This window comes from Streptomyces sp. NPDC044033, assembly GCF_056434425.1.
The window spans coordinates 128,561-149,400 of the sequence record NZ_JBWKFF010000003.1; the positions used below are offsets into that span (position 1 = coordinate 128,561).

Annotated in this window: 19 protein-coding genes; 8 read left to right on the forward strand and 11 right to left on the reverse strand. The window is 72.9% G+C overall.

The window, feature by feature from the left end; all coding sequences use genetic code 11:
• Window positions 1-245: 245 nt before the first annotated feature.
• Entirely contained in the window at window positions 246-926 is a 681-nt protein-coding gene (locus AC07AB_RS08060; protein ID WP_478561920.1) for a DUF5919 domain-containing protein, read from the reverse strand.
• A 179-nt stretch (window positions 927-1,105) separates the two neighbouring features.
• On the opposite strand from AC07AB_RS08060, the gene AC07AB_RS08065 reads away from it, so the two are divergent.
• Window positions 1,106-1,306 (forward strand): hypothetical protein, encoded by a 201-nt coding sequence (locus AC07AB_RS08065; RefSeq protein WP_157854260.1) that lies wholly within the window; start codon window positions 1,106-1,108, stop codon window positions 1,304-1,306.
• A 596-nt stretch (window positions 1,307-1,902) separates the two neighbouring features.
• Here AC07AB_RS08065 and AC07AB_RS08070 read toward each other — a convergent pair.
• The 4 genes from AC07AB_RS08070 to AC07AB_RS08085 all read right to left on the reverse strand — a co-directional run bounded on the left by AC07AB_RS08070 (window position 1,903) and on the right by AC07AB_RS08085 (window position 6,816).
• Window positions 1,903-3,117: an MFS transporter gene (locus AC07AB_RS08070; RefSeq protein WP_478561923.1), complete on the reverse strand. Its 1,215-nt coding sequence runs from the start codon at window positions 3,115-3,117 to the stop codon at window positions 1,903-1,905.
• A gap of 96 nt (window positions 3,118-3,213) precedes the next feature.
• Window positions 3,214-4,233, reverse strand: a complete 1,020-nt coding sequence (locus AC07AB_RS08075) for an endonuclease/exonuclease/phosphatase family protein (RefSeq protein WP_478561926.1) — start codon at window positions 4,231-4,233, stop codon at window positions 3,214-3,216.
• 358 nt (window positions 4,234-4,591) lie between these two features.
• A complete protein-coding gene (locus AC07AB_RS08080) occupies window positions 4,592-5,191 on the reverse strand; it encodes a TetR/AcrR family transcriptional regulator (RefSeq protein WP_478561929.1) in 600 nt (199 codons plus the stop codon).
• Complete coding sequence (locus AC07AB_RS08085; RefSeq protein WP_478561932.1) at window positions 5,188-6,816, reverse strand: MFS transporter; 1,629 nt, start codon at window positions 6,814-6,816, stop codon at window positions 5,188-5,190. The genes AC07AB_RS08080 and AC07AB_RS08085 overlap by 4 nt, the downstream gene beginning before the upstream one ends.
• Before the next feature lie 158 nt (window positions 6,817-6,974).
• Here AC07AB_RS08085 and panB point away from each other — a divergent pair, with 158 nt between their 5' ends.
• Window positions 6,975-7,880 carry a 3-methyl-2-oxobutanoate hydroxymethyltransferase gene (gene panB / locus AC07AB_RS08090; protein WP_478562626.1) on the forward strand — a complete coding sequence of 302 codons (906 nt, stop codon included), beginning with the start codon at window positions 6,975-6,977 and terminating at the stop codon, window positions 7,878-7,880.
• On the opposite strand, the gene AC07AB_RS08095 is transcribed toward panB, so the two are convergent.
• Entirely contained in the window at window positions 7,877-8,044 is a 168-nt protein-coding gene (locus AC07AB_RS08095) for a hypothetical protein (protein ID WP_478561935.1), read from the reverse strand. The two genes, panB and AC07AB_RS08095, sit on opposite strands and share 4 nt — an antisense overlap.
• Between AC07AB_RS08095 and AC07AB_RS08100 the strand changes: the two genes are divergently transcribed.
• Window positions 8,043-9,083 (forward strand): amidohydrolase family protein, encoded by a 1,041-nt coding sequence (locus AC07AB_RS08100; protein ID WP_478561937.1) that lies wholly within the window; start codon window positions 8,043-8,045, stop codon window positions 9,081-9,083. The genes AC07AB_RS08095 and AC07AB_RS08100 overlap by 2 nt on opposite strands.
• Window positions 9,084-9,327: 244 nt before the next feature.
• Window positions 9,328-10,575, forward strand: coding sequence for a hypothetical protein (locus AC07AB_RS08105; protein WP_478561939.1), 1,248 nt, complete (start codon window positions 9,328-9,330; stop codon window positions 10,573-10,575).
• Between the two features lie 10 nt (window positions 10,576-10,585).
• On the opposite strand, the gene AC07AB_RS08110 is transcribed toward AC07AB_RS08105, so the two are convergent.
• Entirely contained in the window at window positions 10,586-12,406 is a 1,821-nt protein-coding gene (locus AC07AB_RS08110; protein WP_478561942.1) for a B12-binding domain-containing radical SAM protein, read from the reverse strand.
• Between the two features lie 267 nt (window positions 12,407-12,673).
• Here AC07AB_RS08110 and AC07AB_RS08115 point away from each other — a divergent pair, with 267 nt between their 5' ends.
• Together AC07AB_RS08115 and AC07AB_RS08120 are read left to right on the forward strand one after the other, a co-directional pair.
• On the forward strand, window positions 12,674-13,705 hold the full coding sequence (locus AC07AB_RS08115; protein WP_478561945.1) for an ATP-binding cassette domain-containing protein: 1,032 nt from the start codon (window positions 12,674-12,676) through the stop codon (window positions 13,703-13,705).
• A gap of 67 nt (window positions 13,706-13,772) precedes the next feature.
• Window positions 13,773-14,603, forward strand: a complete 831-nt coding sequence (locus AC07AB_RS08120) for an ABC transporter permease (protein WP_478561948.1) — start codon at window positions 13,773-13,775, stop codon at window positions 14,601-14,603.
• Window positions 14,604-14,632: 29 nt separating this feature from the next.
• Here the strand turns inward: AC07AB_RS08120 and AC07AB_RS08125 are convergent, their stop codons facing one another.
• Both AC07AB_RS08125 and AC07AB_RS08130 read right to left on the reverse strand, forming a co-directional pair.
• Window positions 14,633-17,959, reverse strand: a complete 3,327-nt coding sequence (locus AC07AB_RS08125; RefSeq protein ID WP_478561951.1) for an AfsR/SARP family transcriptional regulator — start codon at window positions 17,957-17,959, stop codon at window positions 14,633-14,635.
• Window positions 17,960-18,022: 63 nt separating this feature from the next.
• The gene (locus AC07AB_RS08130; protein WP_478561954.1) at window positions 18,023-18,484 is read right to left on the reverse strand and encodes a DUF6578 domain-containing protein; all 462 of its coding nucleotides are present in this window, start codon (window positions 18,482-18,484) and stop codon (window positions 18,023-18,025) included.
• On the opposite strand from AC07AB_RS08130, the gene AC07AB_RS08135 reads away from it, so the two are divergent.
• Window positions 18,417-19,235, forward strand: a complete 819-nt coding sequence (locus AC07AB_RS08135) for a site-2 protease family protein (RefSeq protein ID WP_478561957.1) — start codon at window positions 18,417-18,419, stop codon at window positions 19,233-19,235. The two genes, AC07AB_RS08130 and AC07AB_RS08135, sit on opposite strands and share 68 nt — an antisense overlap.
• 28 nt (window positions 19,236-19,263) lie before the next feature.
• On the opposite strand, the gene AC07AB_RS08140 is transcribed toward AC07AB_RS08135, so the two are convergent.
• Entirely contained in the window at window positions 19,264-19,512 is a 249-nt protein-coding gene (locus AC07AB_RS08140) for a hypothetical protein (protein WP_478561960.1), read from the reverse strand.
• 128 nt (window positions 19,513-19,640) lie between these two features.
• Between AC07AB_RS08140 and AC07AB_RS08145 the strand changes: the two genes are divergently transcribed.
• The gene (locus tag AC07AB_RS08145) at window positions 19,641-20,060 is read left to right on the forward strand and encodes a nuclear transport factor 2 family protein (RefSeq protein ID WP_478561963.1); all 420 of its coding nucleotides are present in this window, start codon (window positions 19,641-19,643) and stop codon (window positions 20,058-20,060) included.
• A 62-nt stretch (window positions 20,061-20,122) separates the two neighbouring features.
• On the opposite strand, the gene npdG is transcribed toward AC07AB_RS08145, so the two are convergent.
• Window positions 20,123-20,827 (reverse strand): NADPH-dependent F420 reductase, encoded by a 705-nt coding sequence (npdG, locus tag AC07AB_RS08150; RefSeq protein ID WP_478561966.1) that lies wholly within the window; start codon window positions 20,825-20,827, stop codon window positions 20,123-20,125.
• Between the last annotated feature and the right edge of the window lie 13 nt (window positions 20,828-20,840).

Genomic DNA, 20,840 nt, shown 5'->3' on the forward strand with positions numbered 1-20,840 from the left:
TCCACTAACGGACCGCTAAGAGTCCGCATGCGCCTGACAAACCCCCGGGTCCGGCGCGTCACCGCGCCCCGCCGACGCGCGCGACGACTCCGAACACACCGGCGTGCTGGGGCAGTACGGCGTGGTGATCCTCGACAGCCCACCGCCCGCCTGAACCATCCCCCGGGGGCCGCGCCCGCCGGGCCGACGGCGGCGGCCCCGAACGTACGCGCGCCGGGGCCGGCCCGTAGATCCACCCGGTCGGCTCAGCGCATCTGCCGCGCCCAGACCGGGCGGCCGTCCTCCCACAGCGCCGCGACATGGCCCGCGAACCGGTCGTACAGCCCGTCGTCCCCCAGCCGCCGCAGATGCAGCATCGGCGACTCGTGGCCGAGGAGACTCGACAGATGCGGCGTCACCAGCATCTGGTCGTCGAAGGCGAAGACCGACAGCGCGATGTGCTCATCGCTGAACCGGGCCTCGATGCCCGACCGTTCGCCCGCCTCCTCCAGCGCGGCCAGGGTGATCCTGATCCGCGTGGAGACGGTCAGCGGCACCCCCTCGACCTCCTCGCGGCGGCGCGTCACCTCCGAGGCCGGGTCGCCCACCAGGAAACGCACCTCGCAGCCCGCCGCCGCCTTGGCCGTGAGCCGCGCGGCGAGACGCGGATGCTCCTGCCAGACAAAGTAGTTGGTGTACCCCGCGAAGGTGATGTTGCGCGTGGCGGAGTGGATGAGCGCGGCCCACACCGACCTGGGGCACGCGTTGCGGTACGGGTAGGCTGACACGATCTCCCGATCCGCGCCCATCTTCATGGCGGAACGGATGCTCTTGGGCCACAGCACGTCGGCACTCACTCCCAGCGCCGCCTCCACCCCGTCCCGGGTCCGTGGATGCGGGACGCGAGCGGGGTTCGACAGCCATCGTTCCGCGGTCTTGGTCGACACCCCGACTGTACGGGCGAGGCATCCGGCGGTCATACGTGACGCTGCCATAGCATCGCGCAGAGCTGTGTTCAAGGCTTCCCCTGGGACGTTCGGGCCACTAAGGACGGTAGTCCCAACGAGTGCGATACGTCCGGGGCACGGGAGTTAAAGGGCGCCGCCGGGTGACCGATATTCAGACCATGGAAAGTTCACTGGGGGAGCGCGGCTCCCCAACGCAGAGGCCACTCGTCGTGGACATCCGTACGGGCACCGTCGGCCATGTCATGGCCTCGTATCTGGGCGAGGTGTATCTGCGCCCGGTACACGGCGGCCCGGAGTGGACCCTGCCGGCGGACCGCGTGCGGTCGGCCACCGCCGAGGAGGCGGAGGCGGCCCGCTAGGACCGCCCCAGCCCCCGGAGGCCGCTGCCGCGCACCCGGCACCACCGGAGAAAACGATCAGCGCACCGGCTTGCCCGGCTCACGGAGACGGCGGCCACCGCCGCCGCACCGGCCCGCCCCCACACCCCCGGGGAACGGGCAGTTCCGCAGCACAGCCGGCCCGGGGCGAAGGACGAACAGTCGCGCGCCTCAGCCGGTTCACGCCGCCGGCCGGGGAGCTGAGTATCGGCAAAGGATGGGGCAAGGACGTCGTCGAACTCCTTGCCACTTCAACTTATAACGCACCAAAGGGCCCACGGCAAGGCCCGGCAGTGCCGCAGGGTCACCGCCCGAAGGCGGAACGTCAGGTACGGGAGGGGTGTGGTGATGATCGACGTGATCGCCGTCGGCGGTGGGCCGACAGGGTCGATATCGGCCGCCGAGCCGCGGCCGAACGGGGCGCGCGCCCTCGTGCGACACCGGCGGGGAGCCGGACGCGCCCGCCGTGCCGCCGCGGCTCGGCGGCCACGAGCCGTGGGCCGGTGAAGACCAGCCGCTCAGCCGGTCGCGGCGGTGGTCCGGCGCCGCCGCGACCGGCTGGGCGGGACGGGACCGCCTTACGCGGCGGGCTCCTTGCTGGGCGTCTCGCTGCCGCGCGGGGCGACGACCCGGGTGCTGCCACCCGGCGGCGTCCCCCGGTCCAGGAATCCGGCCGTCAGGGCGATGCCCAGCCCCGCCGCCGCCAGCACCGCGCCGACCAGCGCCGGGGACGTCCAGCCCCAGCCCGCGCCGATGGCGAGGCCGCCGAGCCAGGCGCCGCCCGCGTTGGCCAGGTTGAAGGCGGAGTGGTTGGACGCCGACGCGAGCGTCGGCGCGTGCCGGGCCTTGGACATCACCAGCATCTGGAGCGGCGTGGTGGTCATGAAGCCCACCGCGCCGAGCACCACGACCGTGATCAGCGCCGCCCACTTCACATGCACCGTGAAGTCGAAGACCACCAGCACGACGGCGAGGGCGCCCAGCGACCCGTACAGCGTGGGTCGGAGCGCCCGGTCGGTGAGCGGGCCCGCGGCGAGCGCGCCGAGCGTCATGCCGATGCCGAAGAGGGCGAGCACCAGCGTCACCGAGGTGTCGGAGAAGCCGGTGACCTTGGTCATCATCGAGGAGAGATAGCTGTAGACGGCGAAGACACCGCCGAAGCCGAAGACGGCGGTGAGCAGACCGAGCAGCACCTGCCGGTTGCCCATGGCGCGCAGTTCCTGGCCGAGGCCGCCCTGGTGATCGCGGGAGAGCCGCGGTACGAGGAGGGCGAGCGCCGCCATCGCGGCGAGCCCGATCCCGGCGACGACCAGGAAGGTGGCGCGCCAGCCGAGGTGCTGGCCGAGCAGGGTGGCGGCGGGCACGCCGACGATGTTGGCGACCGTGAGGCCGAGGAACATCGTGGCGACCGCGCGCGCCTGCCGCCCCTCGCCGACCAGCCGGGCGGCCACGACGGCGCCGACGCCGAAGAACGCGCCGTGCGGCAGTCCGGCCAGTACCCGCCCGGCGATCAGCAGGCCGAAGTTGGGAGCGAGCGCCGAGGCGAGGTTCCCGACCGTGAACAGTGCCATGAGCAGGACGAGCATCCGCTTGCGCGGGACGCGGGAGCCGAGGGCGGTGAGCAGGGGTGCGCCGATGACGACGCCGATGGCGTAGGCGGAGACGAGATAGCCGGCGGTGGGCACCGAGGTGCCCAGGTCGTCGGCGACGTTGGGCAGCAGGCCCATCATCACGAACTCGGTGGTGCCGATACCGAAGGCAGAGATCGCCAGGGCGAGCAGCGCCAGGGGCATGTAAGACCTTCCAAAAGCTGGGTTTCGCGCGAATTCCTCTTGCGAATTGCGAAACAAAGCCTCGCAGGCCGATTGTTCCTTGAGATGTGCGCGGCGTTAAATCTTGACGGACGCCGCCACCGGCAGGTGGTCGCTGCCCGTCTCGGGCAGGGTCCAGGCCGAGACCGGGTCCATCCCCTTGACCATGATCTGGTCGATGCGGGCCATCGGGAAGGACGCGGGCCAGCTGAAGCCGAAGCCGTTGCCCACGGCGCCCTGCGCCGAGCGCAGCTGGGAGGTGACGGGGGCGAGCGAGCGGTCGTTCATCGTGCCGTTGAGGTCGCCGAGCAGGATGACCTTCTGCTCCGGCTCGGAGCGGATGGCCTTGGCCAGCGCCGCCGCGCTCGCGTCGCGCTGGTTGGCGGTGAACCCCGCCTTGAACTTCACCCGTACCGACGCCAGGTGGGCGACGTAGAAGCCGACCGGGCCCTGCGGCGTCCGCACCGTGGCGCGCATCGCCCGCGTCCAGCCCATCTTGATGTCGACGGGCTGGGCGCCGGAGATCGGGTACTTGCTCCACAGCCCGACCGTGCCCTGCACGCTGTGGTACTTGTACGTGCCGGCCAGCGCCTTCTCGTACGTCGGCACGGCGCTGGTCTTGAGCTCCTCCAGCGCCACCACGTCCGCGCCCGAGGCGGCCACGTCCTTCGCCGTGGTCGCCGGGTCGGGGTTCTCCGCGTTGACGTTGTGGGTGGCGACGGTGAGGTTGCCGCCCTTGCCGGTCTTGTCGCCGATCAGCCCGCCGAAGAGGTCGGCCCAGACGATGACCGGGAGCAGGAGCGCGATCAGGGCGGTGGCCGAGCGGCGGACGAGGGCGAGGACGAGCAGCACCGGGACGCCGAGGCCGAGCCAGGGCAGGAAGGTCTCGGTGAGGCTGCCGAGGTTGCCGACGTCGTTGGGCAGGGCCGCGTGGAGCGCCATGAGCAGGCCGAGCAGTATGGCGAGCGCCGCGAGGATCAGGCCGCGCCGCCAGATCCCGCCGTCGCGCCACCGGTCGAGGAGGCGGCTGGCACGGGTGCCGGTGCGCTGCGCCACGGCCCCTTCGCGGTCCGTTTCCTCCATGTGTGCCTGCGGCATCCGCTGTCCTCACTGCTCCGCGTGGTGATCCCCGGCCTCGTGCTCGGCGCGCCGGCCGCTGGGTCTTTCGACTTTAGGCGACGGCAGGGGGTCGATTGCGCGCTCCGGGCGGGAGCGTCGGTCGTAGGTGAGGACGATCGGGCAACCCGTGAGGGTTCCTGCGCACCGGTCCATACGGGCCTGCTGTGACACAACGGGCATAATCCAGCGCACGTCCGGTCGGAACAGCTCGGGAACGGTCGAATTCAGAGCGCTGACAGTCGAATCCGATACGCGGGGAGCCGACGGCGCCCCGGCGGCCGCAGAGCGCGGCAGCGGGTCGCCGGGGCATCACCCGGTCACGGCCGAAACCGCCGGGTCACCCCCTGGGCCGCACCCCCGCCAGCACCGCGTCGACGATCTGCTCGGCGAGGCCCTCGGGCAGGTCGGCCCGCTCGTGCAGGACCGCGCGGGCGAGCATCGGACCGCTGAAGAGGTCGACGGTCAGCCCGAGGTCCAGGTCCCCGCGGACCTCCCCGGTGGCGACGCCGCGCCGCAGCACGGCGCGCAGCGCCTCGCGCCGGGCCCGTACGACCGTGTCGTGGTACTCCTCCCAGAGCCGCGGGTGCGCCTTCACCTGATTGAGGACCGTGCGCAGCAGCGCCGAGTGCCGCTTGGCCAGGCCGCGCCGGCGCATGGTCTCCAGAAGGGCGACGAGGTCGGCGCGGACCGACTCCCCGAGCAGTTCGGGCTGGGCCTCGTCCAGCGTGCGCAGGACGTCGATCATCAGCGCCTCCTTGCCCGTCCAGCGCCGGTAGACGGCGGCCTTGCCGACGCCCGCCTCGCGGGCGATGCGCTCGATGGACAGCCCGCCGATCGACTCGCCGTCCTCCAGGAGCCGCAGCACGGTCTCGATGACGGCCGTGTCGACGGCGGCGCTGCGGGGCCGGCCGGGGGACGGCGGGGGCGGCGGGCTCACGCGTCGGCCCCCGTCCGGTCCGGGGCCGCCCCGGCGGGCTTCGCGGGCAGGTCCGTACGGGCCTCGGGGCGGCCGGGCAGGAAGACCGCGACGACGACCGCGCCGAGCACGGCGACGGCCGCGGAGCCGACGACGGTGACGTGCATGGCGTGGATGAACGCGTCGTTGGCCGGGCCGACGAGCGCCTTGCCCGCGGGGCCCATCCGCTCGGCCGCGCCGAGCGTCGCCTCGATGGACTCGCCCGCCGCGTGCCGTATCTCCGGGGGCAGCGCGCCGAGCTTGTCCTGAATGCCGTCGCGGTAGGTGGTGGAGAGCACCGAGCCGAGGACGGCGACCCCGAGCGCGCCGCCGACCTGGCGGAAGGTGTTGTTGACGGCGGAGCCGGAGCCGGCCTTCTCGCGCGGCAGCGACTGCATGATGGAGACGGTGGCGGGCGGCATGATGTGCGCCATTCCGGTGCCCTGGAGGAAGAAGAGGACCTCAAGCACCCAGATCGGGGTGTCCGTGCCGAGCAGCAGGAACCCGGCCATCGTGGCGGCGACCAGCAGCATGCCCGTGGTGCACACGGCCCGCGCGCCGAATCTGTCCACGACCAGCCGGGCGCGCGGCGCGAAGAGCATCTGGGCGGCGGCGAGCGGCAGGATCAGCAGTCCGGACTCCAGGGGCGTGTAGCCGCGCACGCTCTGGGTGTAGAAGACGATGAAGAACGTGACGCCCATCAGGGCGAAGAAGACCAGGGCGATGGAGGAGACGGCCGCCGAGAAGGCCGGGTCGCGGAAGTACCGGACGTCGATGGCGGGGTGGCTGGCGCGCCGCTCGTACAGCACGAACGCCACGAGTACGAGCACGCCGCCGCCCGTCGTGCCGAAGACCTCGGGGGCGGTGAAGTCGGCGAGCTGGCCGCCCTTGATGATCCCGTAGACGAGGAGGACCAGGCCGACGACGGACAGCAGCACGCCGACGGGGTCCAGCCGGCCGGGGTTCGGGTCCTTGGAGTCGGGGACCAGGATCACCATCGCGATGATCGCGACGATCACGATGGGGACGTTGACGAGGAAGACGGAGCCCCACCAGAAGTGGTCGAGGAGCACGCCGCCGGTGATCGGGCCGATCGCGATGGCGAGGCCGACGGCGCCGGCCCAGATGCCGATCGCCTTGGGCTGCTCGTCGCGCTCGAAGACGTTCATGATGATGGCGAGCGTGGCGGGCATCACGAAGGCACCGCCGAACCCCATCACCGCCCGGAACGCGATGAGTTCGCCGGAGGAGCCGGATATCGCGGAGAGCACCGATCCGATGCCGAACACCGCCATGCCCAGGAGCAGCGTCTTCTTGCGGCCGAGCCGGTCGCCGAGCAGCCCGGCGGTGAAGAGCAGCCCCGCGAAGACGAGGGTGTAGGAGTTGATCGCCCACTCCAACTGGCTCTGGGTGGCGCCCAGTCCGGTGGGTGCGGGCGAGGCGATGGTCTTCATCGCGACGTTGAGTATCGAGTTGTCCAGCACGACGACGAGCAGGCTGAACAGCAGGACGGCGAGGATCGCCCAGCGCTTGCCGTGCACCGCGTCGGGGACCCGGCGCGCGGGGTCCGGTTCGCGGGGGCCTCGGGGGCCGGAGGGGGTTGCCATGGGCGCAGCGTAGGCCGATTTCGATACGGCCCCGTTCCGTATTGGAAATACTTTACGAACGGGTGACCCTTCCGAGGCGACGCGCGGCATGCCAGCATGGAAGCGATCCGGAGACGCCGTACGGGCGCTTCGAGACGACTGACACAGGAGCCATGGCAATGACGCATGCCTCGACATCCGAGCAGACCGCGCCCGGCACGCCGGCGCCCCCCGCCGCGAGCAGGCCCGACAGCAGCCACAAGGCGCTGTACGGGGGAAAGAGCTCCCGGCGGATCACCGTCCGCGACATCGCCGCCGCCAAGGAGCGCGGCGAGAAGTGGCCGATGCTCACCGCCTACGACGCGATGACCGCCTCCGTCTTCGACCAGGCCGGCATCCCCGTCATGCTGGTGGGCGACTCCATGGGCAACTGCCACCTCGGCTACGACTCCACCGTGCCCGTCACGATGGACGAGATCACCTTCCTGGCCGCCGCCGTCGTACGCGGCACCAAGCGCGCCCTCATCGTCGGCGACCTGCCCTTCGGCGCGTACCAGGAGAGCCCGGTCCAGGCGCTGCGCAACGCGACGCGCCTGGTCAAGGAGGCGGGCGTGCAGGCCGTCAAGCTGGAGGGCGGCGAGCGCTCCGCCCACCAGATCGAGCTGCTGGTCTCGGCCGGCATACCGGTCATGGCCCACATCGGCCTCACCCCGCAGTCCGTCAACGCCTTCGGCGGCTACCCGGTCCAGGGCCGCGGCGAGGAGGCCGCCCAGCAGCTCCTGCGCGACGCCAAGGCGGTGCAGGACGCGGGGGCCTTCGCGGTCGTGCTCGAAGTCGTGCCGGCCGAACTGGCCGCCGAGGTCACGCGCGTCCTGCACATCCCCACGGTGGGCATCGGCGCGGGCCAGGACTGCGACGCGCAGGTCCTGGTGTGGACGGACATGGCCGGGCTGACCGAGGGCCGCGTGCCGCGCTTCGTCAAGCAGTACGCCCAGCTGCGCGAGGTGCTGGGCGACGCGGCCAAGGCGTTCGCGGAGGACGTCGTCGGCGGCGCGTACCCGGCGCCGGAACACAGCTTCCACTAGGCACCGGGCCGTTCGCGCAGGCGGCTGGGACCTGGCCCGTACGCGTACCCGGCTGACTCCCGGCCCGTACGGGCCCCGGCCCGTACGCGTACCCGGCGTCCGGGCCGGGGCGCCATGCCCCGCCGGTCGCGGCCGGGGCCGCGTACGGCATGCTCCCGGTCCATGGCTCTTCACCTGCACGGCACGGTTCTGCCCGGCGGCGCGCGCCGGGACATATGGCTGCTCGGCGACCGCGTCACCTTCCGCCGCCCGGCCGAGGAGGCCGAGACGGTCTCGGAGGGCGGCTATCTGCTGCCGGGTCTGGCCGATCTGCACACGCACCCGGGGCTGTGCGCGGACGGCGCGTTCGACACCGGTGCGTTCGCCGCGCACTGCGCCGAGCACCGCGAGGCGGGCGTCGCCGTGTTGCGCTGCCCGGGCCTGGAGGGCCCGGTGCCGTCCGCGCTGCGCGCCTCGCCCGACCTGCCCCGGCTCGTCACGGCCGGGGCGTGGCTGGCGTGGTCGGGGCTCTCCCAGCACGCGGAGTTCCATACGGTCGTGGACGACCTCGCCGGCGCGGCCGTGCGCGAGGTCCGCGCGGGCGACGGCTGGTGCAAGGTCATGGCCGACTGGGACTTCGAGGCCGCGCCCGTACCGCTGGATCTGCTGCGCGCCACGGCCGAGGCCGTGCACGCGGCGGGCGGGCGGATCGCCGCGCACTGCCAGTCGGAGCGGGGCTCTCTGAACGCGGCCCGCGCGGGCGTCGACTCCGTCGAGCACGGCATGGCCATGCCGGCCGAAGCGCTCCCGCTGATGGCCGCGCACGGCACGGCGTACGTGCCGACGCTGACCGCCTTCGGCAAGAGCGCCCCCTGGCGGGCGGAGCGCGGCCTGGACCGGGACGTCCTGTGGCAGGAAGGCCACCGCACGATGATCAGGCGCGCCCGCGAGGCGCACGAGGCGGGCGTCACCGTCCTGGCGGGCACCGATTCGCTGCCGCACGGCGATGTCGTCCGCGAGGTCGAGTGGCTGATCGAGGCGGGGCTGCCCGCCGAGGCGGCGATCGGCGCGGCGAGCTGGCGGGCCCGGGCGTGGCTGGGGCTGCCGGGCCTGGTGGAGGGCGGTCTCGCCGACGTCACCGTGTACGACGCCGACCCCCGGTCCGACCCCGGTGTGCTGCGCCGGCCGCGCCGGATCGTCCTGCGCGGCCGGGTCGTGCGCTGAGCCGCGCCGCCCCCGCCGTACGGGCGTCATGCGCCGTACGGCCGAGGGCCCCGGCGGGTCGCCGCCCTCGCCTTGGCCCACATGGCCGACGGCGGCCGGGGCGGGTGTGCTGGGCGGCGCGGCGGGGCAGAGTTGTGCGGAGAGCCGCCGGGCTCTCCCGGCCCGGGGCCCCTTCACCGGGGCGGCGGGCCGTGCGCTTCGGAAGGCCCCACTCTCCCCTCGGCATGTGACGGCGGTGCGGATGATGCGAGTCGTGGTCCTGGGCGAGTACCGCGCGGACCGGATGGTCGCGGCGCTGGAGCGGGCGGACGGCGACGGCGGCGAAGGCTGCGACGTCGTGGTGCTGGGCTCCGTGGAGCTCGGCTCCTTCCTCGGGCCCGGCGTCGTGTGCGGGCGGCTGCCGCCCGATCCGGCCGACGAGGACGTGCTGACGCTCCTGGAGGGCTACGGCGCCGACATCGCCATCCCGAACATGAACTCGCCCGGCCAGGAGCAGCTGCTGCCCGCCTATGCCCGTATCGGCCCCCGCTGGCGGGCGGCGGCGGCCGGGCGGCGCATGCTCGTGCACTCCGAGGCATTCGCGGCGCTGGCCACCGACAAGGTCGGCTTCCACGAGGTCGCGGAGCGGCGCGGCTGGCCCGTGCCGCGGGGGCTGGTCTGCGAGGACGGGCAGGCGCTGCGCGCCGCCGTCGAGGCGATCGGGCCGCCCGTCATCGTCAAGGAGGCCCGCAGCGAGTCGCACGCCGGGCGTTACTCCGTGAGCGACCGCGGCTCCCTGGACGACGCCTGCCGTACGGCGGTGTATCCCGTGGTGGCCCAGGAGACGGTCAGGGGCGAGGAGTTCGCCGTCGAGCTGTTCAGCGGGCCGGAGTCCACCGTCGCCTGGCCCGTCGCCTCGCTGGGGCCGCTCGACAGCGAGTGCGCGCCGGGCCGGCGCGTCCGCGTCGAGCCCGCGGGCCTGCCCGACCGGGTGCGGGGGTCGCTGACCGGCCTGGTGCGGGACATCGTGGACGGGTACCGGCCGGCGGGTCCGTGGCAGATCGACTTCGCCGTGTCCGACGCGGACGAGCTGCGCGTCATCGAGGTCAACGGCCGGTTCGGCGGGGTCTCGAACATGAGCTGGGCGAGCAGCCTGCTCGATCCCCACGCCGCCCATGTCGCGGCCGCGCTCGGCGCACCGTTCCCGCGGCCGGGTACGGACCGGGTGGCCCTGGAGCTGCCGGTGCGCAACGGGGTCCGGCTGCCCCCGGGCCCGGCGGGGATCGAGGTGAGGTCCTTCGTGGGGACGCCGGGCAACCGGGTGCCCTACACCTCCGGGTACTACCGGGCGGTGCTGGGCGTCCCCGGCGGCCGGGAGGCGGACGCGCGGAACTGGCTGCTGGACCTGGCGCCGGGGGCGCTGCTGGTGGAGACCGGCGACGCGCTCACCCAACTCGCCCACGGCATGCGGACCTTGAAGCAGGGCGGCGCGCCGCTTCGTACCGGCGGGTGAGGGCTGCCGGTCAGGCGTCCACCGGCCAGGTGCCGCGCCGCACCATTTCGATCACCTTTCGCGGTCCGTTCGCCCGTACCAGCAGCTCCAGCCGCATCCGCTCGATGTCCTCGGCGGTCCAGCTCTCCGTCGCCATGGTGGCCTTCTCGTGCGACCAGCCGTTGTCGTAGTGGCGTACGACGTAGTCCTTCTGGAATTCCCACATCTTCGTGCCGGGCAGCGGGGTGACGATGAACGGGTTGGCGTAGGCCATGCCGTGCCCCATCAGCGTCACCGCGTAGTCGATCGTCCTCTCGATCTGCTCCAGGGACTCGATGTACGGCTCTCCGCCCGGAGCGACCGGCGGGTTGACGAAGCCGAGCATGAATCCGCCGGTGACCTGGATGCCGTGTTCGGTGAAGATCTCCACGATCTCCGTCGTGGCCCGCTGGATGGAGTTCAGCCTGGGCTTGCTGGACCGCACCAGGCTCTCCTCGTTGGCGCTCTCCACGGCGAGGTAGACGCTGTAGCAGCCGCCGTCGGCCATGGCCCGCACCAGGTCCCGGAAGGTGAGGCCGTCGCGGATCGCGGCGATGACGTTGCGGAAGTTGGGGTTGCGGCGCTCCTTGTCGTCCATGCCGTCGACGAAGCTCTGCCCCTTGTGCAGCAGGATGAGGTTGAACAGGCTCAGGCCGCCCTCCTCCACCCACGGCAGGTCGTGCTTCTTCAGGAGTTCGCACACCCGCATCGCGTAGAGCGGGTCGTGCATCAGGTGGTCGTCCTCGATGAGGACCTCGCTCACGCCGTGCTTGACGATCTCGGCCAGGTGCAGGTCGAACCAGTCGGTGCCCAGGGCGCGCCACGGCCCGTTGATCATGGGGATGTAGCAGAAGTCGCAGCCCACGTTGCAGCCGATGGTGGAGAAGATCTGCGCCCAGGACCCGGTGGTGCGCACCCGCGCCCCGGAGGAGTGGTAGGCCTGCTCGTACTGGCTCATGTCCAGCATGCCGAAGTCGGGCATCGGCATCATGCCGAGGCGCTGGTCGAGCCCCTGCCGCTTGGGGAGGATCCGCATGTACGGGCCGGCCGCCGTGGTCCGCACCAGCGAGCCGTCCCCGCGGCGGTAGGCGATGCCCGGTACGGAGTCGAGGTCGCCCTCGGGCGTGGTGAGCGCCTCCAGCAGCGCCGTGAACGTCTGGTCGGCCTCGTTGAGGACGATGTGGTCGAAGGGGGAATCCGGCAGGACGTTGCGCCAGTCGCCGCTGGAATGGGCACCGCCGGTGACCGTCACGATGTCCGGATCGACGCCCTTGACCAGGTCGGCGAGGGCCCGCGCGTTGCCCCACTGCACGGTGTAGATGCACTGGATTCCGACGATGTCGGGCTCGAACTCCTCGATGCGGGCCAGCAGTTCGGCGTCCTCCAGCCCGTAGCGGACCAGGTGTCCGGTGTCGAGGGCGACGAAGGTGCGCTCGTGCTCCCAGCCCGCGAAGGGGGAGTCGATGATGCGCACGTCGAAGCCGGCCCGGCGGGCGCCGGCCGCGATGCGCAGCAGTCCGATCGGGGTGCCGGCCCGCTTCATCACCTCGAAGGTGTCCAGCCCCAGGCTCCGGTAGGAGCTCGGGGACGGCGCGGGCTCCACGACGCGGGTGTACGAGGGCACGATGAGCAGCACGCGGGGCGCCTCGCCGGCCGCGCGGCGCCGGGCGCCGCTGTCCGAGGCCCGTAGCGACGGGTGGCCGAGGTGGGCGAGGGCGGGGCGCTGGGGCGCGGACGAGAACCTGACGGAAGGGTTGTCCACGAGCACGGACGAGGATCCGACGGATGAGGAACCGGAGGCACGCTGAGTCATGGCTGACTCCCATCGTCGCTGCCGAATGGTCCCGCCAGGCTGCCCGCTCCCCCGGGCCGCAACCAGTCCTTGGCCACCGCGCGTTCAGGACATTCCGGTGGATCTTCCGAAAACAGTGGTAAACCCGGCGAGCAGTGGGCCGCGGGCGGCTGCGCCGAGCGGTACGCGACCACGCCGGCCTGCGCGTATCAGCGGCCTGTCGGCGGCGCGGCCCGGCTGTCGGTGGGCTGTCGGCGTGCTGTCGGCCGCCCCTGGCACTTTGGCCACATGACGCGATACAACGACCTCGAAAAAGGCGGCGGCAACGCCGTGGAGGTCCGGGGGCTGGTCAAGCACTACGGCGCGACCAAGGCCCTGGACGGAGTGGACCTGGACGTACGCGAGGGCACCATCCTCGGCGTCCTGGGGCCCAACGGAGCGGGGAAGACCACGCTCGTACGGGTCCTGGCGACGCTGCTGCGGCCCGACGCGGGCACCGCGCGGGTGGCCGGGTACGACGTGCTGAAGCAGCCCCGGCAGTTGCGTCGGGTGATCGGGCTGACGGGGCAGTACGCCTCGGTGGACGAGAAGCTGTCCGGGTACGAGAACCTCTACATGATCGGGCGGCTCCTCGACCTGTCCCGCGCCGGCGCCCGGCGCCGCGCGGACGACCTGCTGGAGCGGTTCTCGCTGACGGAGGCCGCCAAGAAGCCCGCGATGCAGTACTCCGGCGGCATGCGGCGGCGGCTGGACCTGGCCGCGTCCCTGACCGGGCAGCCGTCCGTGCTCTATCTGGACGAGCCGACCACCGGCCTCGACCCGCGCACCCGCAACGAGGTGTGGGCGGAGGTGCAGCGGATGGCCGGCGAGGGCACCACCGTGCTCCTCACCACGCAGTACATGGAAGAGGCCGAGCAGCTCGCCGACGAGCTGACCGTCTTCGACCGCGGCCGGGTGATCGCCGGCGGCGAGGTGAACGAGCTGAAGGCGAAGGTCGGGGGCCGCACCCTGCGGATCCGCCCGACGGACCGCGGCGAGCTGCCCCGGATGGTCGGCGCGCTGGCGCAGGCCGGGCTGGACGGGATCGGCGGGGCGACCGTCGACGAGTCCGAGGGCGTGGTGAACGTCGCCATCATCAGCGACGAGCAGCTCACGGCCGTCGTCGGCCTGCTGGGCGAGCGGGGGTTCGCGATAGCCGGGATCGACACCCATCTGCCCAGCCTGGACGAGGTGTTCCTGGCCATCACCGGCCAGAAGACATCGCTGGCCGACGCGGACGCCGACGACCGTACGCGGGAGCCCGCCGGGGCCGCCGTATGAGCGGGGTCACGAGTTCACGCCGGCTCGCGCCGCACCACCGCAGGACCGACCGAAGCGAGGTACGCGCATGAGCGCCGCCACCCTGACCGCGCCCGTGCGGGCCTTGGACGACAGCGAGGGCCGGATCGGCCTGCGCGCCAATCTGCGGCACATCGGGGCGCTCGCACGCCGCAACCTGCTCCAGATCAAGCAGGACCCGGAGTCGATGTTCGACGTCCTGCTGATGCCGATCATCTTCACGCTGCTGTTCACCTACGTCTTCGGCGGCGCGATCTCCGGCAAGGGGAACCAGCAGGAGTACGTCAGCTATCTGGTGCCCGGCCTCATGGCGATGAACGGCATGAACATCGCCATGGCCGTGGGCACCGGCGTGAACGAGGACTTCCGCAAGGGGGTGATGGACCGGTTCCGCACCATGCCGATAGCCCGGTCCTCCGTCCTCATCGCGAAGATCCTCGTCGAGATCGGGCGCATGGTGATCGCCACGGCGATCCTGATGATCATGGGTTTCCTGCTGGGCATGTCGGTCTCGGGGTCCGTGTTCCACGTGCTCGGCGCGGTGGCGCTGTCCCTGGTCTTCGGCGCCTCACTGATGTGGATCTTCATCCTGCTGGGACTGATGGTGAAGACGCCGCAGGCCGTCCAGGGCCTCGCGATGATCGTGATCATGCCGCTCCAGTTCGGCAGCTCGATCTTCACGCCGACCTCGTCGATGCCCGGCTGGCTGGAGGGGTTCACCAAGGTCAACCCGCTGTCCAACCTCGCGGACGCCTCGCGCCACCTGTTCAGCGGCCACGGGGCGGTCGCCCAGCCGGTCCTGATCACCCTCGCCTGGGCGGTCGCCATCACGCTCGTGACCGCGCCGCTGGCCGTACGCAAGTTCCGCAACAAGACCTGAGCGGCGCGCGCCGGGTGCGCGACGGCTCCTCACACCAGGGCGGCGGCCTCCTCCTCGGAGAGGGCGCCGCCCTCGGCGTACGCGCGCTCGTACGCCTCGCCGCTCAGCCCGGCGCGGACCGCCGCCTCGGCGGCCTTCCGCGCCTCCCGCTCCTCCGAACGGACGTGGCCGGGCCCGCGCAGCGCGTCGTGCGCGCCCAGCAGCCGGGCCGCGCACAGCGCCTCCCGCTCGCCGCCCAGCAGGGCGTGCGCATGGGCGCCGGTCAGCATCTGCGTCGCCGACAAGTGCGGCGCGACCAGTCGCGCCAGCGGGCTCTGCAACATCGTCAGCGCCTCGCGCAGCCTCAGCAGCGCTTCGGCGGGCCGCCCCTCCAGGACGTCCAGCCAGCCGAACAGCCCCACCACCATGCCCTGGAACAGCTCGATCGGACGATCCGAGAACGTCCGGTACAGCTCCTCGAACTCGGCCCGCGCCTCGCCCGTACGCCCCCTGCGAGCCATCCGGACCGCGAGCTGGAGCCGCGCGAAGACGCCCGCGTCGGGGTTGGTCCGCCTCCCCTCCGTGAGCGTCTCGCGGAGCCGGCGCTCCCCCTCCGCCTCGGTGATCGCCCCCGACTCCAGGAGCACCTCGGTCTGCCGGGCCCGGAGCAGCGACACCTGTCCGAGGGCGCCCAGCTCTTCGCACCGCTCCACCGCCGCCTCGTAGTCCTCGGCCGCCAACGCGTACTCGCCGCGCTGCTCGCGCGCCTCGGCCCGGCCCGTCAGCGCCTCCGACACCCCCCACTCGTCGCCGATCCGCCGGAAGATCTCCAGGCTCTCGTCCGCGTCCCGGGCGGCCTGCTCGGTGCCGTCCCGCTGGTCGTTGAGGAGTTTCGAGCGCATTTGCAGGGCGTGGCCCAGCTCCCACTCGTAACCGAGTTCGCGGCACCGCTCCACGCCGATGTGGATGATCTCCTTCAGCCGCCGCATGTCGCCGGCCCCGGTGAGCAGCACCGCGAAGAGCCACGCGACGCCGGGCACCCGGCAGGTCTGCGGCAGGCCGGGCCGGTAGGCGGCGGTGATCCCGCGCAGCTGAGCCTGCGTCTCCGGGGACGTGGCCGTATCGATGCCGTTCTCCATGCTGGTGAGCCCGACCAGCCGGACCTCGCGCCGGGCCTCCAGCAGCTGCTCCTCGTCCATGGGCGGCGGCGCGTCGATGCAGCGCGCGTACAGCGGCGGGGCCGGCGCGACGGGTTCCGCGAAGGGGTCCGGGCCGAGCGCCGCCACGGCCTGCGACCAGCTCCAGGCGTCCACCCGGTGGTCGCGCAGCTGCCAGAACCAGCTCAGGGAGAGCACCAGGCAGAGCGCCTCCTGCTCATCGCCCGCGGCCGTCGCCCGGCGCAGCGCGGTCCGCAGGTTGTCGTGCTCCAGCTCCAGCCGCTCCAGCCAGCCGCGCTGGGCGGGGCCGCGCAGCAGCGGATCGGCGGTACGGGCCAGTTCGCGGAACGCGACCAGGTGCCGGTGTTCCGCGGCGGCGCGCTCCCCCGCCTCGTCGATCCGCTCCGCGGCGTACTCCCCCACGGTCTCCAGCAGCCGGTAGCGCATCTCGCCGCCGGCGTCCGCCGAGGGGGCCGCGGCGACCAGGGACTTGTCGACGAGCGAGCCCAGCAGGGCCGCGACGTCGCGCGTGGCGACGGCCCCGCCGGCGCCGCTCCCGCTCTCGGCGCCGTCCGCGCACACCGCCTCCGCCTCGTCCAGCCCGCAGCCGCCCGCGAAGACCGACAGCCTGCGCAGCACGGCGCGTTCGGGCCCGTCCAGGAGGTCCCAGGACCAGTCGACGACGGCGCGCAGGGTCTGCTGGCGCGGCAGTACCGTCCGGCTGCCGTTCGTCAGGAGCCGGAACCGGTCGTCGAGGCGGTCGGCGAGCCCGCGCGGGGTGAGCAGCCGCAGCCGGGCGGCGGCCAGTTCGATGGCGAGCGGCAGTCCGTCGAGGCGGCGGCAGATCTCGGCGCACGCCTCGGGGTCGTCGTCGGTGGAGAAGCCGGGGCGGGCCGCCGCGCCCCGGTCGGCGAACAGCCGCAGCGCGACGGGGTCGGGCAGCGGCTCCACGGGCCGCACCAACTCGCCCGGCACGGCGAGCGGTTCGCGGCTGGTGGCGAGGATGGAGACGTCCGGGCAGAGGGCGAGCAGGGTCTCCGCGACGCCGGCGGCGGCGTCGATGACGTGCTCGCAGTTGTCGAGCAGGAGCAGCATCCGGCGCGGCGCGCAGTGCTCGGCGAGCCGGGCGAGGGGGTCGAGCGCGCTGGGGTCGGAGGCGGCCCGCAGCCCCTCGGCGGCGGTGGTCCGCACCACGGTCTCGCGCGCGCCGAGCGCGGTGAGCACGGCCTCGGGGACGGTGGCCGGGTCGTCGAGGGGGGCGAGTTCGGCGAGCCATACGCCGTCCGGCCAGGCCGACTTGAGGGAGTCGGCGGCCTCCTGCGAGAGCCGGGTCTTGCCCGCGCCGCCGGGCCCGAGCAGCGTGACGAGACGGTGCGCGCCCAGGTCCGTACGGATCGCGTCGAGGTCGGTTTCGCGGCCGACGAAGGAGGTACGGCGAGCCCGGAGGTTGCCGGCCGCCGGGGCGGCCGGGCGGCGGGGCGGCGGCTCGGGGGCTCCGGCCGGCTCCAGCAGTTCGGCGTGTACGGAGCGGAGTTCGGCGCCGGGGTCGACGCCGAGGCGGTCGGCGAGGCCGGCGCGCAGGGCCTCGAAGGCGGTGAGCGCCTCGGCGGTGCGGCCTGCGGCGTGCAGGGCGCGCAGCCGCAGCGCGTGCAGCGGCTCGTCGAGGGGGTGCTCGGCGGACAGCTCGACCAGCTCGGGCAGGGCCGCCTCCGCGCGGCCGAGGGCGAGGTCGGCGGCGAGCCGGGCGCGGCGGGCGTCGAGGCGCCGCGCGTCGCAGCGGGCGGCGGCCGCGCCGGGGTCCGGCAGGTCGGCGAGGGCCGGGCCGCGCCACAGGCGGAGCGCGTCGTCGAGGAGGGGCACGGCCTTGTGGGCGTCGCCGTCGGCGAGCGCGCGGGCGCCCTCGTCCGCGAGCCGCTCGAAGCGGTGCAGGTCGATGTCGTCGGCCTCGGCACGGAGCCGGTAGCCGCCGCCCTCGGCAGATTCCACGGCGTCGTGGCCGAGGGCGCGGCGCAGCCGCCCGACGAGCGCCTGCAACGCGCCGTACGCGTCGGCGGGCGGGTCGGCCTCCCAGATCTCGTCGATGAGTGCTTCGGCGGCGCGGGTCCGTCCGGGGCGCAGGGCGAGCGCGGCGAGGAGCGAGCGCAGCCGCGCGCCGCCGAGGGCGACGGGCGTGCCGTCGTCGCGGTGGGCCTGGGTGGTACCGAGGATGCCGTAGCGCACCGGCCCATTCTCCTGTACGCGCCGCGGCTCACCAATCAGCGGCCTCCCCGCACCCGCCACAGCTCACCAGTCGGCGGTCTCCACCTCGACCGGAACGCCGGTCTCGTCCCGCCGGTACCCCACGCCGCGGCGCAGCCGCTCCGGCCCGTCGACCTCGTGCCGGAACCGCTTCGGGCACGCGTCGACCTCCCGGAGCCACCGCTCCCCGGCCACCGGCCCGTACCCGCGGCCCCCCGTGCGGGACTCGGCCAGGCCCTCGGTGACGACCCGAATGCGGCGGACCACACCGACGGTGGGCGCCACTTCCCCGGGAAGCGGCCCATGGCACCGAGCCTCGCCGGGTTCGGGCGGAACTCGGGGGGTTCGGCGGGGCGTTTCCCGTACGTCACCCGGTACGGTCGTACGCCGGCACTCCCCGGATTCCCCGGCAGGCCCAGAAACCCCAGGAGCACCACCTATGGCAAGCACAGCGGCCCGCGGCGACCGGCGGGTGAGTTCCGTCTTCCTCGCGCTCGTCGCAATCATGGCTGTCTCCGCGTGGGCGGTGTGGACGGGCTTCGCGGCGATGCCCGGCCTCGCCGTGTTCCTGTTCGTCGTCTCGGGCTGGGTCGTCTCGCTCTGCCTGCACGAGTACGCGCACGCGGAGACCGCCCATCACAGCGGCGACCTATCGGTCGGCGCGAAGGGCTATCTGACCCTGGACCCGCTGAAGTACACGCACGCGATGCTCTCCATCGTGCTGCCGGTGATCTTCGTGATCCTGGGCGGCATCGGCCTGCCCGGCGGCGCGGTCTACATCGAGCGGCACCGCATCCGCGGCCGCTGGCGGCACAGCCTGATCTCGGCGGCGGGCCCCCTGACGAACGTGCTGTTCGCCGCGGTCTGCACCGCGCCGTTCTGGCTGGACGCGCTGGACGGCGTGCCGGACGACTTCCGGTACGCGCTCGGATTCCTGGCCCTGCTCCAGGTGACGGCGGCGATCCTGAACTTCCTGCCGGTGCCGGGGCTCGACGGCTACGGCGTGATCGAGCCGTGGCTGTCGTACAAGGTGCGGCGCCAGGTGGAGCCCATCGCGCCGTTCGGGCTGCTCGCCGTCTTCATCGTCCTGTGGATCCCCGAGGTCAACACCGCGTTCTTCGACGCGATCCACGCGCTCCTGCGGGCCCTGGGCGTATCCGACTGGGACGCCTACTGGGGCCAGGAGCTGTTCCGGTTCTGGCAGGGCACGCCGGACATCCCGCCGCTGTCGGAGGCCGCGTTCACCACGTTCAGCTGACGTTCGGCAAACCTGCGCCCGCGGCCGTTCAGCCGGCCGCGGCCTGCCGCTGCTCCGCCGCCCGGTCGTTCTTCTGCTTGCGCACGTAGTACCAGGCCATGTTGGAGGAGACGCCCGCCAGCAGGATCCAGACGACGCCGACCCAGCTCCCGCTCGCGAAGGAGACGACGGCCGCGGCGACGGCGAGGACGCACACGGCGATGGCATAGAGGGCGAGGCGGGGCATGGGGGTCGGCTCCTGTCCGGGGTGCGGTGTTTCCCTGCCAGTGTCCCCCATGCCCGTTACGGACCCGCCGGGGCCCGCGCCCCTTCCCTCCGACCGGCCCGGCCTTGCGGGAGAACACCCATTCTCCTACGCTGGGCCACGCCGGGAGAACGAACGTTCTCCCGTGGAGGGAGTCGACCATGAGCGAGACCAGGTCGCCGCTGCCGCCGTTCACCGCGGAGAGCGCCGAGCGGAAGGTACGGGCCGCCGAGGACGCCTGGAACAGCCGGGACCCCGAGCGGGTCGCCCTCGGCTACACCGAGGACTCCGAGTGGCGCAACCGCGATGTGTTCCTGACCGGGCGAGCGGAGATCGTCGGCTTCCTGCGCGCCAAGTGGGAGCGCGAGCTGGACTACCGCCTCCGCAAGGAGCTGTGGGCCTACACCGACGACCGCATCGCCGTCCGCTTCGAGTACGAGTGGCACGACGCCCAGGGCCAGTGGTACCGCAGCTACGGCAACGAGAACTGGGAGTTCGACGAGCGGGGCCTGATGCGCCGCCGCTACGCCTCCATCAACGATCTCCCCATCGCCGAGGACGAGCGCCGCGTCGCGCTCTGAGGCACGAGGGGCCGCGTGCGGCGCGCGTACGGTCCGCACCCGCGCCGCACGTCCCGTACGGGCTATACGTCCGTCACGCGCAGCCCGGCGTGCGCCTTGTAGCGGCGGTTCACGGAGATCAGGTTGGCGACGAGCGACTCGACCTGGTGGGCGTTGCGCAGCCGGCCCGCGAACACGCCCCGCATGCCGGGGATGCGGCCGGCCAGCGCCTGCACGACGTCGGTGTCGGCCCGTACCTCTCCCAGCACCATCACATCGGTGTCGATCTCCGCGATCTCCGGGTCCGAGAGCAGGACCGCCGAGAGGTGGTGGAAGGCGGCGGTGACCCGGGAGTCGGGGAGCAGGGCCGCGGCCTGCTCGGCAGCGCTGCCCTCCTCGGGCGTCAGGGCGTAGGCGCCCTTCTTGTCGAAGCCCAGCGGGTTGACGCAGTCGACGACGAGCTTGCCCGCCAGTTCCTCGCGCAGCGACTCAAGGGTCTTGGCGTGGCCGTCCCACGGCACCGCCACGATCACGATGTCGCTGCGCCGCGCGCACTCGGAGTTGTCCGCGCCCTCGACGCCCAGCCCCAGCTCATCGGCGGCCGTCCGGGCCCGCTCCGCCGCGCGCGAACCGATGATCACCTTCTGTCCGGACTTGGCGAGCCGGTAGGCGAGACCGCGGCCCTGGTCACCGGTGCCACCGAGCACGCCGACGACGAGGCCGGAGACGTCGGGCAGGTCCCACGGGTCCTTGGCGGGCGCCTTCTTCGTGTCATCAGGAGTAGTCATGACAGCGATACTG